This window comes from Streptomyces sp. RKAG337, assembly GCF_023701715.1.
GTDB lineage: Bacteria > Actinomycetota > Actinomycetes > Streptomycetales > Streptomycetaceae > Actinacidiphila.
On the sequence record NZ_JAJOZA010000001.1, the window covers coordinates 493,215 to 509,905 of the forward strand.

At 72.0% G+C, this 16,691-nt stretch carries 13 protein-coding genes; all 13 read right to left on the minus strand.

The features are described from left to right. Positions 1–40: 40 nt before the first annotated feature. Positions 41–715 carry a class F sortase gene (locus LNW73_RS02145; protein ID WP_250988624.1) on the minus strand — a complete coding sequence of 225 codons (675 nt, stop codon included), beginning with the start codon at positions 713–715 and terminating at the stop codon, positions 41–43. A gap of 6 nt (positions 716–721) precedes the next feature. Next, entirely contained in the window at positions 722–1,597 is an 876-nt protein-coding gene (locus tag LNW73_RS02150) for a DUF4397 domain-containing protein (protein WP_250988625.1), read from the minus strand. 123 nt (positions 1,598–1,720) lie between these two features. Further along, positions 1,721–2,596 carry a hypothetical protein gene (locus LNW73_RS02155; RefSeq protein ID WP_250988626.1) on the minus strand — a complete coding sequence of 292 codons (876 nt, stop codon included), beginning with the start codon at positions 2,594–2,596 and terminating at the stop codon, positions 1,721–1,723. A gap of 686 nt (positions 2,597–3,282) precedes the next feature. Next, positions 3,283–4,827, minus strand: coding sequence for an ABC transporter substrate-binding protein (locus LNW73_RS02160; RefSeq protein WP_250988627.1), 1,545 nt, complete (start codon positions 4,825–4,827; stop codon positions 3,283–3,285). A gap of 40 nt (positions 4,828–4,867) precedes the next feature. Then, a complete protein-coding gene (locus LNW73_RS02165) occupies positions 4,868–5,869 on the minus strand; it encodes an ABC transporter ATP-binding protein (protein ID WP_250988628.1) in 1,002 nt (333 codons plus the stop codon). Continuing rightward, the gene (locus LNW73_RS02170) at positions 5,866–7,791 is read right to left on the minus strand and encodes a dipeptide/oligopeptide/nickel ABC transporter permease/ATP-binding protein (RefSeq protein ID WP_250988629.1); all 1,926 of its coding nucleotides are present in this window, start codon (positions 7,789–7,791) and stop codon (positions 5,866–5,868) included. Before LNW73_RS02170 ends, LNW73_RS02165 begins: the two co-directional genes overlap by 4 nt. Continuing rightward, complete coding sequence (locus LNW73_RS02175) at positions 7,788–8,735, minus strand: ABC transporter permease (protein WP_250978993.1); 948 nt, start codon at positions 8,733–8,735, stop codon at positions 7,788–7,790. The genes LNW73_RS02170 and LNW73_RS02175 overlap by 4 nt, the downstream gene beginning before the upstream one ends. 347 nt (positions 8,736–9,082) lie before the next feature. Further along, complete coding sequence (locus LNW73_RS02180) at positions 9,083–9,910, minus strand: PaaX family transcriptional regulator (RefSeq protein WP_250978992.1); 828 nt, start codon at positions 9,908–9,910, stop codon at positions 9,083–9,085. Positions 9,911–10,040: 130 nt separating this feature from the next. After that, positions 10,041–10,781, minus strand: a complete 741-nt coding sequence (locus LNW73_RS02185) for a maleate cis-trans isomerase family protein (protein WP_250992774.1) — start codon at positions 10,779–10,781, stop codon at positions 10,041–10,043. A gap of 98 nt (positions 10,782–10,879) precedes the next feature. Beyond that, positions 10,880–11,785, minus strand: coding sequence for a fumarylacetoacetate hydrolase family protein (locus LNW73_RS02190; protein WP_250988630.1), 906 nt, complete (start codon positions 11,783–11,785; stop codon positions 10,880–10,882). A gap of 239 nt (positions 11,786–12,024) precedes the next feature. Continuing rightward, positions 12,025–13,137, minus strand: a complete 1,113-nt coding sequence (locus LNW73_RS02195; RefSeq protein ID WP_250988631.1) for a cupin domain-containing protein — start codon at positions 13,135–13,137, stop codon at positions 12,025–12,027. Then, positions 13,134–14,195, minus strand: a complete 1,062-nt coding sequence (locus tag LNW73_RS02200; RefSeq protein WP_250988632.1) for a carbon-nitrogen hydrolase family protein — start codon at positions 14,193–14,195, stop codon at positions 13,134–13,136. The genes LNW73_RS02195 and LNW73_RS02200 overlap by 4 nt, the downstream gene beginning before the upstream one ends. Positions 14,196–14,259: 64 nt before the next feature. Next, a complete protein-coding gene (locus tag LNW73_RS02205; RefSeq protein ID WP_250988633.1) occupies positions 14,260–16,680 on the minus strand; it encodes a bifunctional salicylyl-CoA 5-hydroxylase/oxidoreductase in 2,421 nt (806 codons plus the stop codon). Between the last annotated feature and the right edge of the window lie 11 nt (positions 16,681–16,691).

A 16,691-nucleotide genomic window follows, 5' to 3' on the forward strand; every position in this document is an offset into this window, starting at 1 on the left:
ATTTTAGCTCGTAGTCAGAGCTATTTTCCAGAGGGCGTGGCTACGGGGTGCCGGCGAGGCGGGCGAAGACCACGATGTCGTCGGGATAGTGATGGCCGTCGAAGGCTCCGCCACAGGTGATGAGCCGGAGCTGCGCATCCGGCTGCGGCCCGTACACCTCGGCGGTGGGGAACCGGTCCTTCGCGAACCGGCGGACCGCGGTCACCCGGAAGCGGACGCTGCCGCCGTCGCCGAGACCCACGGTGATCACGTCGCCCGGCCGCAGCGACGACAGCCGGGCGAACACGGCGGGCCCGTCGACGGAGTCGACATGGCCCACCACGACCGCGGGGCCCACCTGTCCGGGGACGGGGCCGCCGTCGAACCAGCCCGCCCGCTCCGGCCGCACCGGCACCTGCAGCGCTCCGGTGGGCGACAGTCCGAGGGTCTCCAGGGCGGTGCGCACCTGGATGGCCGGGATGGACAGCGAGCTGGGGCGCGGCGCGACGGCCGGCGACGGTCCCGGCGGCGGTCCCTGCGGCGTCGTGCCGACCGGGTCGGGACCGGGCGCCGGGACAGCCATCCGGACCGCCCGGTCACCGCCGGCCGGCGCGTCGGCGCGCATCAGGTGCGGGCCGAGGCCCACCGCGCCGCCGACCGCCGACGCCGCTCCGAGCAGCGCCAGCGAACCGAGCGCGATCCGGTGCGGCGGGCGGGGCCTGGCATGGCGTCCCATCGGGGCTCAGGACCGCCGCAGGCGCCGCGCGGCGAAGAGGAACGCGCCGAGGCCCAGGACCAGGGCGGCGGCCCAGCCGGCCACCGCGGGCAGGCCGGAGGACGAACCGCCCGCGCCCGTCGCCGTGGCGGCGGGCTTGCTGAGACCGCCGAGTCCCGCTTCGACGCCGCCGCCCGGCTGGGTGGCGGGCCCGCTGGAGTCGGTCAGGTCGAGCAGCTTCGGTGCGGCGCCCGACGAGGAGAGCACCACCAGGGTGTGGGTGCTGCGGCCCGCGAGCTGCAGCGTACGGCTGGTGCTGGCCGAACCCGCGGTGACCTTCACTGCGGTGGCTCCGGCGCGCACCGTGCTGTACGGGGTCGAGGTGGGGAAGCGCAGCCGGCTCGGTCCGTTGTCCGCGACCTGGACGGCGACGGAGGGCTGGCTCAGCGACGCCTGGATCACCCGTATCCCGGCCCGGTCCTGCGGCGCGGAGAGCTGGTCGTCGAGAGTCCGCAGTTCGAGCGCGCTACCCGGGCCGAGGCCGGCCACCGTGTAGGCCTTCCCCTGTTCGACCCGCACGGTGGTGGAGATGACCGGAGCGACGGACGCCGCCGCACCCGCCACCCGCATCGCGACCGTGTACTGCCCGCCGGCCACGGTCTCGTACGGCGAGGCGTCACCGTACACGACGTTCTTCAGCACCAGCGCGGCCTTCGAGCCGCCGAACGGATACAGATAGACGTCCACGGCCGGAGCGCCCGGCGAGAAGTGGGCGAGCCGCAGCCAGCCGCCCGGCTGGGCGGGGGCCGCGTTCGCGGTCGCGGCGGCGGGACCGGCCAGCACGGCGGTGCACAGTGCGGCCGAGAGCAGGACGGCCGCGGGTCTGCGGACGGGAAGCGTCATACGAGGGGGCCTTTCTGGCATATGGACGGTCGGATGTGGTGGTCGGACGCGCTTCGTCGAATACGCGTAGCCGGAGGCGGGTCTTCGGAGGCGAGTCGTCGAGTACGCGTCGCCGGATGAGGTTCACGGAGCCGCGCCGTTCGGCGGGTTGACCGGCGCCGGCTGGGAGTAGAGCAGGGTGAGCACCGCCGGGGACCCCGCCTGCGCCGCGCGGCTCGCGGTCCGCAGCGGGCGGTACGGCGGCTGTTGGGCCGCGACGAGGGCCCGCAGGGTGGTCGCCGGTTCGGCGGACCCCATGGCGGAGACCGTGTCGATGGTGGAGATCTCCACCCCGTTGCGGGGGACGCCGGCGCCCGCTCCGGGCGCGGCCGGCCCGAAGGACTCGACGGTCAGGGTGTGTCCGCTGCTCAGCGTCGCGAGCAGCGCGCAGATCCGCATGTCCACCAGCCCCTGCTCCAGCGGGACGCGGGCCGCGGCGACGAAGGTGATGCGGCTGTTCGCCGCGAGCGCCCGGCCCGCGAGTCCGCGGTCGGTGAGATCGGCGGCCATCGCCCGTTCGTAGGAGGCCCGTCCGGCGTGGGCCACCGGCTGGATCGTGACCGTCTGGGTGCCGGAGCCGAACGCGGCGAGCGGCTGAGCGGCGGTCAGCGCGCCGACGGCGGGACCCAGCCGGGTCCGCAGTGTCGAGGTGAGGACCGCGACGTCCGCGCTCTGCAGCTCCAGCGCGCTGTCCTTCACCCACACCGTCGAGGAGGCGGGGAAGCCGAGCGCGGCGAGCGATCCGCACATGGCGGCGTCGCAGGCGACCACATGGCCGGGGCCGACGTTCCGGATGATCCACCGGGCCGTCTCGGCCCGGACGCCGGACGACGGTCCGGTGTCAGCGGGGCCGGACGGCTTGCCCGCGACGGGTACCGAGAGCGGCCGCGCATGGTCCGGCTGGCGGTTCACCGTGGCGAGCACGACGCCCGCGGCGATCAGCGCGACGGCGGTCGTCATCGCGGCCCCGACGAGGAACCGGCGGCCCGCCGAACTGTCCCCGGAATCCGGGGGGAAGGGACGTGGCCCCGGCAGCCATAATCGTTTCCGCAGGGCGGATCGGAGCCCCGGCCGGCGGGCCCGACCCCACCGCCCTTCGTCCTCGCCGGGCATCCGTACCGGTGTGGGCGAGGCGGGCGGCGGGGCCGCCAGGATCACTTCGTCGGGCCACGCGGAGGCGCCGTTGTCACGGCGTGCCGGTTCGGACCCCGGAGCCGTGCCCGGTGGCCGCGCCCGCCCGGCCGGCCGACGCGGTTCGAAGAAGTCCTGTGGCATGGCACTCGTTTGAGGGAGGGCGGCCGGGCTGGCTACCGCAGAGCTGATCCGACGGCTGTTCCGTTGGGCGCCGTACGTGCGCCGCCCGTTCGCCCCGGCGTGTTCGGGAGGGCACCTGCTGTCACTGCAAGCAGGTTCGAATATCAGCACAGTTGGCCGTTGCTGGCAAGGGTTGCCGCCCACCTCTCGGTCACCGGACCGCCACGCTGCGCCGACCTGCGCACGGGAGCACGAACTGATCAGAGACGATCAGGTGTGCGCCGCCCGCCGGGCCCCACGGCGAAGCGCGCCTCCCGTCTCCCGCCGGCCGGAACGGGCAGGCGGGAGACGGGAGGCGCGAGGCGGAAAGGGCGAGGAGGCCGGGGCGGGTACTACTTCGGCGCGGTGGCCCAGGCGAGGTCGGGAAGGTAGCTGGGCGCCACCGCGAATCCCTTCAGCTTCTTGCTGTTGAAGGCGTAGATCCCGTCGATCCGCAGCACCGAGACGAACCACGCCTGGTCGACGACCCTGCGCATGACGTTCTGGTAGAGCGCCGGCTGCTGCTCCTGGGGGGCGGCCGCGGCGGTGGCCAGCATGGCGGTCAGTGCGGGGTCCTGCGAGGCGAACGGGTTGAACGCGGTGGGGTGCGGCAGCATCCAGTCCAGCGACAGCGTGTAGGTGGAGGCGCCGCCGTAGCCGAACCCGAGCGCGGGGAACTTCTTGGAGGTGGCGTTGCCCAGCCACTGGCCGATGCTGGTGTCCGTGGTGACGGTGGCGGTGACGCCGATCTGCTTCCACTGCTGGACGACGGCCTGGGTGACCAGGTCGATGCCGAAGAAATTCTGGGTCTCCATGTGCAGCGGGAACCCGTTCGGGTATCCCGCGGCGGCGAGCAGCTGCTTGGCCTTCGCCGGGTCGTAGGAGTAGTGGTTGTCGTAGTCGGCGGCGAAACCGTCCAGGCCGGGGAGGGATATCTGGTCGGTGGCGTGGCCGTACTGCTGGAAGAGGGCCTTGGTGATGCTCTCGCGGTCCACCGCGTAGTTGAGGGCCTGCCGGACCCGGACGTCCTTGAGGGGCTTGGAGAGGGCTCCGTCACGGTCGACGAGGTCGATGCCGAGGAAGGCGTTGGGCGAACGGATCACGCTGAGGCCACCCGAGGTGGCGGTGTCGACCTGGTTGGCGGTGATGCCCAGGACGTCGGCCTGCCCGGTCTTCACGGCCTGGAGGGCCGAGTTGGGGTTGGCGACGATCTTGATGATCACCTTCTTCCAGTGGATCTTCGTCTTGTCCCAGTAGTTGGGGTTGGGGGTGTACGTGTAGTGGTCGCCGGTGGCCGTGTGGGCGGTGTCCAGGACGTACGGGCCCGCGCCGAAGGACTGGGTGCCCATCTTCCCGGCGTTCGCCAGGCCCGCGGGGCTGATCACCGAGCCGACGAGCAGGATCTGGTTGAGCAGCTGGGGCACGTTGGGGTGCGGGCTGGAGCAGTGGATCCGCACGGTGAACGGGCCGGTGGCGGTGACGGAGTCGATCGCCGAGGTCCAGGAGACGTTGAGCCCGTTCTTACGGGTGTAGTTCAGTGATGCCGCGACGGTCTGGGCGGTCATGGCCGTGCCGTCGGCGAACTTCACCCCGTCGCGCAGGGTGAAGTCGAACTCCCGGTTGCCGGTGCCGACATACCCCCACTTGGTGGCGAGCGCGGGACCGGTCTTCCCGTCCTGCCCCTGCCGCAGCACGGTGTCGTAGGCCAGGTTGACGAACCAGTTGTCGGAACCGACGTTGGCCTTCGCCGGGTCGAGGCTCGCCGGGGCGCTCGGGGAGATGACGGTCAGGGTGTCGCCCTGGCCGCCGGAGTCCTTCGACGACCCGCCGCACGCGGTGGCCGCGGCGGCGAGCACCACCAAGGTCGCCAGCCCGCTGATCATTCGTTGCCTGAACACGGCACTTCCTCTCCTGTGATTCCTGAATGTGCTGGAACGGTCAGCGGATGCAGGTCCGCGGCGCGATGGCAGGCGGCGGTCCGCCCCCGCCCGGCGCTTCGCCGCCGGGGACGGGCAGCAGCTCGGGGCGCAGGCTGTGGCAGATGTCGATCGCGTGCGGGCAGCGGTGCGCGAAGGCACAGCCGGTGGCCGCGGGCGGCTGGGTGGACAGGACGGTGGCGCCGGCCGCCTCCTTGTCGGCCCTGCGGGCCCGTTGCACCCGGGGATCGGGCTCGGGGACCGCCGCGAGCAGCGCCTGGGTGTAGGGGTGCACGGGATCGGCGTAGACGGCGTCGGCGGGCCCGGACTCCATGACCTGGCCGCGGTAGAGGACGACGATGCGGTGTGAGAGGTGCCGGACGACGGGGAGGTCGTGGGCGATGAACAGGTAACTGAGGGAGAGTTCGCTCTGCAGATCGGCCAGCAGGTTCATCACCTGGGCCTGGATGGACAGGTCGAGTGCGCTGACCGGTTCGTCGCAGATCACCAGGCGTGGCGAGAGCATCAGCGCGCGGGCGATGGCGATCCGCTGCCGCTGCCCGCCGGAGAACTGCCCGGGGTACCGGCTCGCGGTGTCGGCGGGCATCCCGACCCGCGCCAGCATCTCCGTGACCCGCTCCGCGGTCTCCGCCGCGCCGACCTTCCGGTGCACCAGCAGCGGTTCGGCGAGTGTCCGGCCGATGGTGCGGGCCGGATTGAGCGACGAGTACGGGTCCTGGAAGACCACTTGCAGCCGGGCGCTGAGCTCCCGCCGGACGCCCGGCCGGGCGCTGGTGATGTCGGTGCCCTCGAAGTGGATCCGGCCCGAGCGGACCGGGTTGAGCCCGAGCACGGCCCGGCCGATGGTCGACTTGCCCGAGCCGGACTCGCCGACCAGGCCGACGGTCTCCCCCGCCGCGATGCTCAGGGACACCGAGTCCACGGCACGGAACGGCGGGGTACGCCGGCCCTGGCGGAACTCGACGGTCAGATCCTGGATGTCGAGGATGGTCTGCGGAGTCATCTGGGGGTGCCCTCCACGAGGAGCTGCTGGGAATGGACGCACCGCGTGAGGCGGTCGGGTACGGGCCGGGTGAGGGCGACCGGCGCCGCCGCGCACGCGTCGGTGACGAGCGAGCACCGGGCGGCGAACCGGCAGCCCTGCGGCCAGTCGCGGGGGGCCGGCACCGTGCCGGGGATCGTCGGCAGCGGCTCTCCGCCGCCGGCCAGGTGCGGGTTGGCCGCCAGCAGGCCCGCGGTGTACGGATGGAGCGGCAGGGCGAACATCGACTCGACGTCCGCCTGCTCCACGACCTGCCCCGCGTACATCACGACCGACCGGTGGCAGAGGTCCGCCACCACTCCCCAGTCGTGGGTGACGATGAGCACGGCCATCCCCGTCCCGGCCTGCAGCCCGCGCAGCAGCGTCAGGATCTCGGCCTGGACGGTCACGTCCAGCGCGGTGGTCGGCTCGTCGGCGATCAGCAGCTTCGGGTCGCCCGCCAGGGCGAGCGCGATGGCGACGCGCTGGGCCATCCCGCCGGACAGCTGGTGCGGATAGCGGCCGGCCACCGCCGCCGGGTCGGGGATGTTCACCATGGTGAGCAGCTCGATCACCCGGCGGTGGGCCGCGGCGCGGGTCGTCCGCCGGTCCGTGCGGCTGTGCCGCCGTACGGCCTCGGCGAGTTGACGGCCGACCGGGAAGGTCGGGTCGAGGGCCACCATCGGTTCCTGGGACACATAGGCGATCCCGGAGCCACGGACCCGGGCCAGCTCGGCCGGGGATCCGGCCAGGTCGACCCCGTCGAACACCACCTGGCCGCCGGCGACCCGGCCGCCCCCGGGCACCAGGCCCAGGACGCCCAGCGCCGTCACCGACTTGCCGCACCCGGACTCGCCGACGACGCCCAGCGTCTCCCCCGCCATGACGTCGAAGGACACTCCCTGGACGACGGGGATGCCGCCGATCTCGACGGACAGGTTCCGGACCGACAGCAGCGCCCGCGCGTCCGGTTCGCCGCCGCCCTCCACCGGGGACCCGGTGGCCTCGGGGGCCCTCGCCGCCGGCACCGTGCGGCCCTGTGGAGCCGCCATCTTGGAGACCGACCAGCCCTCGATGGCCGCGTCGCGGATCGCGTCCCCCAGCAGACCCAGCGCGATCACGGTGATGACCAGCGGAATGCCCGCGGGGACCAGCATCCAGGGATCACGGTCGATGGCCTGGGAGGCGTCGGCGACGAGGCCGCCCCAGGACGGGTTGGGCGGCTGCGCCCCGAGGCCCAGAAAGCCCAGCCCCGCCTGGATGGTGACGACGATCGCGGAGAACAGCGCCGCCTGGACGATGACCATGCTGGTCATCCGCGGCAGCACGTGCCGGCGCAGGATCTGGGAGCGCGTCAGCCCCGCGACCTTCGCGGCGGCGACGTACAACTCCTCGCGAATGCCGAGGGTCTGCGAGCGGAGGATCCGGATCAGGCCCGGACTGCCGAGCACCCCGAAGGTGATCATCGCGGCGTGCAGGTTGCCGGGGAACACCGACAGGACGACCAGCACGATGATGATGCCCGGGAGCGCGAACATCAGGTCCGCGGTACGGGTGACCAGCCAGTCCACCCAGCCGCCGAGATACCCCGAGGCCAGCCCCAGGACGGTGCCGATCACCAGGTAGACCAGCAGCGACTCGGCCACCGCCAGCAGCGTGGAGCGGCCGCCGAACAACAGCCGGCTCAGCAGGTCCCGGCCCAGGTTGTCGGTGCCGAGCAGATGGCCGCCCGACGGGCCGGCCAGTACATGACCGAGATCCTGGTCCAGCGGCCCGCGCGGGGCGGTGAACGAGGCCCCGGCGGTGGCCGCGGTCAGCAGCACCAGCCAGCCGATGGCGGCCGCGCCCGACGGGCGGCGCACGACCCGGGCCAGCAGGCCCGGTCTCTTCGCGGCGGTGTTCATGCGGCACGCACCCGCGGGTCGAGGCGGCCGTAGGCCAGGTCCACCAGCAGGTTGACCAGGACCACCAGCACCGTGATGTACAAGACGGCTCCTTGGATGAGGGGGATGTCGTGCTGGATGGTGGCCTGTTGCGTCAGGCTGCCGAGGCCCGGCATGGCGAACACCGTCTCGACGAAGACGGCGGCGGAGAGCAGGCTGACCAGCACCACGCCCAGGACGGTCACCACCGGCAGCGCCGCGTTGCGCAGCACGTGCCGGTAGAGGATCGAGCGCGGTGAGAAGCCGTTGGCCTGCATCACCCGGATGAAGTCGCGGGTGGAAGTGTCCAGCACCGAGTCACGGGTCTGCTTGGCGATGATCGCCACCGCGCCCACCGACAGCGACATGACCGGAAGTACCAGCGAGCGCGCCCACTGCGCCGGGTCGTCGGCGAACGGTACGTAGCCCGTCACCGGGAACCAGCGCAACTGCACCGCCAGCACCGCGATCAGGACCAGCGCGAGCCAGAACGCCGGGACGGCCAGGCCGATGAGCGACAGCCCGTCCACGATCCTGACCAGGAAGCCGCCGCGCCGCGCGCTCAGCAGGCCCAGCGCCACGCCAAGGATCCCGGACACCACGGTGCCCGCGACGATCAGGGAGAGCGATACCGGCAGCCGGTTGTTCAGCACCGACGTGACCGGCTCGCCGCTGAACAGCGAGGAGCCGAGGTCGCCGTGGAACACCCGCACCAGCCAGTGCCAGTACTGCACCGGCAGCGGTTCGTCCAGGCCCAGTTGGCCGCGGACGGTCCGGTACTGCTCCTCGGTCGCGTGCTGCCCGACGATCGTCCGCGCCGGGTCCCCCGGCACCAGTGACACCAGCACGAACGTCAGGGCCGAGACCATGAACAGCAGCGGAGTCGACGACAGCAGCCGCCGGATCACCAGCCGGAATATTGCCATGCTCACCTCATCGGAAGTTGTACGAAGGGAGGATCTGGGGAGCGCTGAGGGCGCCTCGGCGGCGATGGCGAGAGAGATCCTGAATGCCGGGTCGCGGAACGGAGGGCGGTGGCGGGTTGCGCCGAATCCCCCGGCCGGGCCACCGCCACAGGCGGTGCGACTACGCGGCGGGCATGGCCGCTTGCGCGGCTCCAGCGAAGATTATCGAGCTGATTTAGCTACAGCCAGAAGAAGAACATACGAAATTTACACGTGTCAATAGACTGCACCGCACTACTGAAGATGGCGGGTTACACGTGATACCACAGGGTGGATTAACGGGGATTTCGCCCCGCGGGAAGCCCGGTCTACGGCGCTTCGGAACCCGTCACCTTGCGCACATGGCGCAGGCTCGGTTCGGCGAGCAGCTCGTGCAGTTGCTGGAAGACCCGGCGGGCCTCGACCGCGTTCCAGTCACCGGGAAGCAGCTCGGCGGGCAGGCCGGGGTCGAGATACGGAAGCCGGCGCCACTGCGTCAGCATCGGCACATAGGCGCGGAAGGCCTCGGTGGAATCGATGGCGGACTGCTCCGCCAGCCGGGCCGCGATGGGCGCGTACGTGCCGGTGAACGCCTCGTACTGCGCCTCGATGGCCGGGAAGTCCCACCAGGAGCTGACGGCGGTCCGCAGATCGCTGAACGCGGCGTAGTCGGCCGTGAAGAGATGGACGTAGTCGCTCAGCCCGAGGCGTTCGAGCGTGTTGCGCGCGTCCTCCAGCAGCCGGCCGGGCGCCAGCCACACGCCGGCCGCGGTGTTCCCGAAGCCCAGCCAGGTCAGCCGGGTGCGCAGCTGGTAGCGGTGGGCGCGCTCGGACTCGGGCACGGAGAAGACGGCCATCACCCAGCCGTCGCTGAGGTTCGCCGGTTCCAGGCTGCCGAAGATCCGCCGGTCGCCCTCGTCGAAGATCGCGTGCACGGCGGGGCTGAGCCGGTACCCGGTCGCTCCCTGCCGCTCGGGTTCGAGAATGCCCCGCTTCTTGAGCCGGGAGATCGCCGACCGCACCGCGGGGCCGTCCACGTCCAGTTCCGCCATCAGGACGATCAGGTCGGCAATGGAGATCCATCCGCCGAGATGCCGGACGAAGGCCCCGTAGACCGTGTTGATCAGGGAGCTGGGCCGGGTCGAGCTGTCCGACATGATCGCCTTCCGTCGTGTGCGGAGGCGATCCTACCGAGCCGTACGCCCTCGGCCCGTCCCCAGGGCACGTCCGGCCGGTCCGGCCGGACCGGACAGCGGGCCCACGGGCACCCGGCGGCGTCCCCGGCGGTCACCCGGCGGCCACCTCCTGCCCGAGGATCGGCACCTCGGCGTAGCCGCCCGACAGCAGGTGTCCCGCTCCGGGTGCGACCGCCGGCAGGTCCAGCGCGCGGAGCAGCTGGTGGGCGGTGCACACCGCCGCGGACACCACGGGCTTGCCGAGCAGCTGCTCGGCCTGGTCGATGGCGCCCAGCGAGGGCATCTGCACGCACGCGGAGAGCACGACGGCGTCGGCCTCCTCGTAGTCCAGCGCCCGCGCGATGTCCGGCAGCAGGGCCGGGTCGTGGGCCGCGACGTCGAGGTTGTCGGGGATCTCCAGCGCCTCGTAGTCGAGCACCTCGAAGCCCTCGTGGGTCAGGTACTCGACGACGGTCTGCGTGAGCGGGCGCATATAGGGGGCGACGAGCGCGATCTTCTTGGCGCCGAGGGTGCGCAGCCCGTGCACGAGGGCGCCGGCGCTGGTGACCACCGGGGCCGCTCCGCCGTTCTCGGCGGTGCGTTCGTGCAGCCGGCTCTCGGAGACGCGGTGGTAGCCCAGGCCCATGCTCATGATGGCCACCAGACAGGCGTAACCGAGCACGTCCACCCGGGCGTCGGAGAGCTCCAGGGCGCACCGGTCGGAGTCGGCGTCCATGGCCCTGAGCTGTTCCGGCGTGACGTGGGTCATCCGCATCCGGCTGGAATGGAAGGTGAACCGTTCCGGTGCGATGGTCTCCCGGGCGCGCAGGATGGCGGGCACTTCGGTTTCCATCGTGACGTTCGAACTCGGCACGATCTGGCCGATCCGGTAGCTGCGGTGGGACAAGGCGGTGCGCTCCTTCGGTGCGGGGGTTGGCTGATGACGGTGGGTCAACGGGCGTCGATCACCGGGTTCGAGAGCGTGCCGATGCCCTCGATCGTGGCCTCGACCAGGTCACCGGGCTGGAGGAACTCCGGCGGGACCATGCCGGCGCCGACGCCCGACGGGGAGCCGGTCGCGATGACGTCGCCGGGTTCCAGGGTCATGCCCGAGGTGATGTCCGCGATGAGCCGGGCGATCGGGAAGAGCATGTGCCGGGTGTTCGACTTCTGCTTGATCACGTCGTTGACCCGCAGCGACAGGTCCAGCGCCATCGGGTCCCCCACCGCGTCGGCGGTGACCACGGCCGGGCCGAACGGCGCGTAGGAGTCCTGGCCCTTGGAGAAGAACCACTGGCCGGAGCGGCGCTGGTCGCGGGCGCTGATGTCGTTGATGATGCTGTAGCCGAAGATGTGGTCCCAGGCGTCCGCCTCCGAGACGCGGAAGGCGGTGCGGCCGATGACGACGGCGAGTTCGCACTCCCAGTCCAGCTGTGTCGTCAGGTCCGCGTTGTGCAGGATCGGCCGGCCGGGGCCGGTGATCGCGGTGGCGGGCTTCCCGAACAGCACGGGCCGGTCGGGCAGTTCCTTCGCGGTGTCCAGCGTGCGGCTGGACTCCGCGACGTGCTCGACGTAGTTCAGTCCGACGCCGACGACCTTGCCCGGCCGCAGCGGGGCGCGGAGTTCGACGTCGGCGAGGGGGTGCACCGCGCCGGCCGGCCAGCCGGCCGGGTCGCCGCTCAGCAGCTCCCGGGCCGCGTCCAGGGCGGTGGATCCCGACCGGATGAAGGAGAGCAGGTCGGCGGGGAGCTCGGTCCCGGCGTGCCCGGCCAGTGCGGCGAGGTCGACCACCCGGTCGTCGAGCTGGGCGCCCAGCCGGTCGGGCGCGTCGTTGTGGGTGTACGTGATCAGGCGCATGGCTGCTCCTTGCGAGGGTGGGACGGGGTGCGTCGGGGTCGGGCGGGCGGGGGGTGAACCGGCGGTGTCCCCATCAGGAGGACACCGCCGGTCCTGGCCGGGGACGGTGTCGGCGCGACAGGAGTGTCCCCGGAGGCTCCGGCGCCGGAGCCGGTGTCAGGGCCGGCGGATCCGGCGGCGCGGGCCGTCCTGGGTGGCGGGCCCGTCGGGTGACGGGCGGGCCTGAGTGCCGAGTAGGCCTAAGTGACGGGCTGGTGGCCGTCGTTCGCGGTGTACGCCTCTTCGCGGTGGAACCCGAGCGAGCGCATCACCGGGAAGTCGTTGAACGAGAACAGGCAGGCGTCCTCGGACTGATCGAGGTTCTCGTGCTCGTGCCAGGCCCAGGACGGCACACAGAAGATGTCGCCCTGCTTCCACGCGAACCGCTGCCCGGCGATCACCGAGACTCCGTGGCCCTTGGCGGCCGTGTAGATGACGGATCCGGTGTGCCGGTGGGCCCGGGTCGCCTGGCCGGGGCGCAGCAGCTGCATATGGGCGCTCATGGTGGGCATCACGGATCCGCCGGTGAGCGGGTTGGTGTACTCCATGATCACGCCGTCGTACGGGGAGCCCGCCGTGGCCTTCGCCAGGTCGCGCAGCGCCGCGTAGGTCGGCTCCCAGGGGTAGGCCAGCAGCGGCGAGTACGGCCTCGTCCACTTCTCCACGCCGTAGGGCAGGAGGTTGCCGCCGTAGGTGAGAACGGAGGAGTTGATCACCTTTCCCGGCGTCTGGTAGAGGTCGGGGTGGACCTCGTAGAAGCCCGCGTCCAGGGCGTTGACCAGGGGGATGTCCAGGCCGTCCTGCCAGATGACGGGCGCGTCGTCGGAGTCGTTGCCGTGCTCGTGCCAGGTGCCGTTGGGGGTGATGGCGAAGTCGCGTGCGCCGACCTTCAGCTTCTGCCCGTCCACGATCGTCCAGGCGCCGGTGCCCTCCTGGACGAAGCGCAGCGCGGCGGCCTGGTGCCGGTGGGCGGTCATCGCCTCGCCGGGGCCCATGATCTGCAGCCCGGTGTAGAGCAGTCCCGCGGCGGCGCTGACGTCCCTGCGGCCGGGGTTGACGAGCATGACGACCCGCCGCCCGGCGTCGTCGGCCTTGACGAGGTCGAGCGCCTTGTGGACCAGCGGCCGCAGTTCCTCGTAACGCCACAGCACGGGCACGGACTTCGGCTGCGGGAACCACGGCTCGATCTCGTTGGCGACGGTCCACAGGGCGCCGGCCTCGAGGCCGGCGAGCTCGCCGTAGTACGCCGTCAGCTCGGGGGTGTCGGACACGCGGGCGCGTCCCAGCATGGTGTCGTCGTTCTCGGCGGTCATATCTCCTCCTTGAGGTCCTTGAGTGCCTTGAGGTCCTTGAGTGCCTTGAGTTCCGCGATGTCCTTGGCGTCCGGGCCGGGAGCCGCCGGTGCGGGGTCGGTCGCGAAGGTCACCGGCCGGCGTGGACGGTTGTCGACGTGGAGCTGGAAGACGTCGAAGCGGTTGTAGTGGCCGGTGATGTCGTGCATCTGCTTGGGCTGGATGCACTTGCCGAGGTCGATCTCGGCGTAGACGATGCCCTCGTCGTCGATCAGCGGTTCGGTGACCGGGCGGCCGTCGGGGCCGAAGATCCCGGACAGCGCGCTGCGCGGGCGGGCGAGCATCCGGCGCACCTCCTGGTCGTCGCCGGCGATGGTGTCCACGATCTCCGGGGAGATCGTGGAGCAGGCCACGACGGAGAACACCTTGCCCTCGAAGGAGTGCGCGGCGGTGCGGACCGCGATGGCGTCCGCCATGTCGTAGTCCTCGGGTGCCACCGGCAGGGCGATGTAGCTGGAGGCGTGGACGAGTTCGCCCTGCGCCAGCAGCGTGAAGCGGGCCAGCGTGTTGGTGTTCTCGCCGCAGGCCAGGACGCCGAGCGGGCCGATCGGGGTCCGGTGCACCTGCAGGGAACTGCCGTCGCCGCCGGTCCAGGTCAGCTTCTCCGCCCAGGTCGGCACCAGCTTGCGGTGCACGCCGAGCAGTTCGCCCTCGGTGCCGATGGTCAGCATCGTGTTGTAGAGGACGCCGAGGCTGTGCGCCCCGCGCTCGTTGACGCCGATGACGAGGACGATGCCGTACTGGCGGGCCGCCGCGCGCAGCGCGTCCACCTCCGGTCCCGGGATGTCGACCGACGAACGGTACAGGCGCTCGAACCACGGGGAGCCCTGGACCGGGTTCATCGTCCAGTTCCAGTACGGGTATCCGGGGAGGAAGACCTCGGGGAAGACGATCAGCGTGGCGCCGTTGCCGGCCGCCTCCCCGATGAGGGCGATCGCTTTGTCGACGGTCGCGCCGGCGTCCAGGTACACCGGGGACGCCTGGACCGCGGCGGCGGTGAAACGGGGCAGGTTCAGCATCCGGTCCTCCTTGCTTCTGCGGTGGTGGGCCCGGTCAGCGGCGCCCGGTTGGTGGTCGGCACGGTCAGCGGCCGCTCGTCGCGCCGGACAGGTCCGCGTCCGGCAGCCCGGCCCCCGGGCGCGGCAGCCAGCGCTGGTGCACGGGCACGGGCGCTTCACGCAGCAGCTGGAGCCGGGGCGGCACCCGGTCGGTGCGGGCGCCGGGCGGCTTGCCGCTGCCCGCCTTCCACGAGTGCGGCCACGTCGCTCCCGGCCCGGTGTAGTCCTGGGCCGCGGCGGCGTGCAGGGTCCACAGCGGGTCGTGGAGCTGGGCCCGGCCGACGGCGCACAGGTCGGCGCGGCCCGCCAGGATGATCGAGTTGACGTCGTCGTAGGTGGAGATGGCGCCCACGGCGATGGTCGGGATCCCGGTGGCGTTGCGCACCAGGTCGGCGAACGGCGTCTGGTAGCTGCGCCCGTAGCGCGGCCGCTCATGGGCGACGACCTCACCGGTGGAGACGTCGAGCGCGTCCGCCCCGGCGTCCGCGAGAGCGCGGCAGATCTCCACCACGTCGGCTTCGCTGGTGCCGCCCTCGGCCCAGTCCGCCGCGGAGATCCTGATGACCAGCGCCTTCCCCGCGGGCCATACGGCGCGCACCGCCCGCAGCACCTCCAGGGGGAAGCGCAGCCGTCCTTCCAGCGTGCCGCCGTAGGCGTCGGTGCGGAGGTTGGTCAGCGGGGAGAGGAAGCCGGACATCAGATGGCCGTGGCCGTACTGCAGCTCCAGGACGTCGAATCCGGCCCGGTGGGCGCGTTCCGCGGCGGCGGTGAAGTCCCGGGCGATCTCGTCCATGTCCGTGCGGGTGGCCTCGCGCGGCACCGGGTCCGCCTCGTTCCAGGGCAGCGCCGAGGCGGCGATGGTCGGCCAGCCGTCGTCGCCGAGGGGTCCCGAACCGCCGTCGGGGCGGGGCGTGGTGGTCGCGGCACGGCGTCCCGCGTGGGTGAGCTGGATGCCCAGGCAGGTGTCCGACTGCTGGTGGACGAAGTCGGTGATCCGCCGCCAGGCGGCCTCCTGCCCGTCGGTGTACAGCCCCGGGCAGCCGGGAGTGGCGCGCCCCTGCGGGCTGACGGCCGTCATCCCCGCGAAGACCAGGGCCGAGCCGCCGAGTGCCCGGGTGCTCAGGTGCACGAGGTCGAAGTCCCCCGGCACACCGTCGCGTGCGGTGTACAGCGCCGTGGGCGGCACGACCACCCGGTTGCGCAGGTGCAGTCCACCGAGCTGGAACGGCCGGAACATCGGCGGCACGGACACCGCCCCCGGCCGCACCGCCGCGGTCAGCGGTTCCTCCGCCTCGGCGAGCCAGGAGTCGACCGCCGCGGTGAACTCCCCGTCGCGCACCCGGAGGTTGTCGTAGGTGACGCGGCGGCTGCGGGTGAGCAGGTTGAACGCGAACTGGTGCGGGTCCTGGCCGGTGTACCGGCCGACGTTCTCGAACCACTCCAGGCTGGCCTGGGCCGCGCGCTGGGTGGATTCGACCACCGGCCGGCGCTCCGCCTCGTAGGCGCTCAGCGCCGCGGGGACGTCCGGGTGCTCATGCAGACAGGCGGCGAGGGCGAGCGCGTCCTCCATCGCCAGCTTGGTGCCGGAGCCGATCGAGAAGTGCGCGGTGTGCGCCGCGTCGCCCAGCAGGACGACGTTGCCGTGCTGCCAGGAGCGGTTGCGCACGGTCGTGAACCGCAGCCACTTCGAGTTGTTGGGCAGGAGCCGGTGCCCGTCGAGGTGGTCCGCGAGGAGTTCCTCGCAGAGCCGGATGCTCTCCTCGTCGCTGGTGCCGGGCGGCAGGTCACGGGCCGCGAACGTGTCGAAGCCCGCGCGCCGCCAGGCCGCCTCGTCGATCTCGACGATGAAGGTGCTGCGCTTCCCGTCGAACGGATAGGCATGGACCTGCAGGGTGCCGAAGTCCGCCTCGGCGACGATGAAGGTGAACGCCTCGAAGACCCGGTCGGTGCCCAGCCACATGTAGCGGGACCCGCGCTCGTCGAGATCCGGCCCGAAGCGGTCGGCGAAGTGCTCCCGGGTCGCCGACCGCACCCCGTCGGAGGCCACCACGAGGTCGTACTCCGCGGCGAGTTCGGCCGCCGGCGGCGCCTGGGTGCTGTAGCGGACGTCGACGCCGAGTGCGGCGCAGCGCTGCTGCAGGATCTGCAGCAGGCGCTTGCGTCCCAGGGCGGCGAAGCCGTGCCCGCCGGAGGTGAGGACCTGGCCGCCGTAACAGACGTCGATGTCGCTCCAGCGGGCGAACTCCTCCGACATGGCGGCGAAGATCTCGGGGTCGGCCTGCGCGATGCCGTCGAGCGTCTCGTCCGAGAACACCACCCCGAAGCCGAACGTGTCGTCAGCGGCGTTGCGCTCCCAGACGGTGACGTCCCATCGCGGAGAGAGCTGCTTGGCCAGGGCTGCGAAGTACAGCCCGCCGGGCCCTCCTCCGATGACTGCTACGCGCACGGGTCCTCCTC

Coding starts and splice junctions, on each gene's coding strand:
- LNW73_RS02180 (WP_250978992.1), bottom strand. CDS start 9,910: ATGTCGGACAGCTCGACCCGGCCCAGCTCCCTGATCAACACGGTCTAC.
- LNW73_RS02195 (WP_250988631.1), bottom strand. CDS start 13,137: ATGACCGCCGAGAACGACGACACCATGCTGGGACGCGCCCGCGTGTCC.
- LNW73_RS02175 (WP_250978993.1), bottom strand. CDS start 8,735: ATGGCAATATTCCGGCTGGTGATCCGGCGGCTGCTGTCGTCGACTCCG.
- LNW73_RS02165 (WP_250988628.1), bottom strand. CDS start 5,869: ATGACTCCGCAGACCATCCTCGACATCCAGGATCTGACCGTCGAGTTC.
- LNW73_RS02170 (WP_250988629.1), bottom strand. CDS start 7,791: ATGAACACCGCCGCGAAGAGACCGGGCCTGCTGGCCCGGGTCGTGCGC.
- LNW73_RS02145 (WP_250988624.1), bottom strand. CDS start 715: ATGGGACGCCATGCCAGGCCCCGCCCGCCGCACCGGATCGCGCTCGGT.
- LNW73_RS02200 (WP_250988632.1), bottom strand. CDS start 14,195: ATGCTGAACCTGCCCCGTTTCACCGCCGCCGCGGTCCAGGCGTCCCCG.
- LNW73_RS02150 (WP_250988625.1), bottom strand. CDS start 1,597: ATGACGCTTCCCGTCCGCAGACCCGCGGCCGTCCTGCTCTCGGCCGCA.
- LNW73_RS02155 (WP_250988626.1), bottom strand. CDS start 2,596: ATGACGACCGCCGTCGCGCTGATCGCCGCGGGCGTCGTGCTCGCCACG.
- LNW73_RS02190 (WP_250988630.1), bottom strand. CDS start 11,785: ATGCGCCTGATCACGTACACCCACAACGACGCGCCCGACCGGCTGGGC.
- LNW73_RS02185 (WP_250992774.1), bottom strand. CDS start 10,781: ATGGAAACCGAAGTGCCCGCCATCCTGCGCGCCCGGGAGACCATCGCA.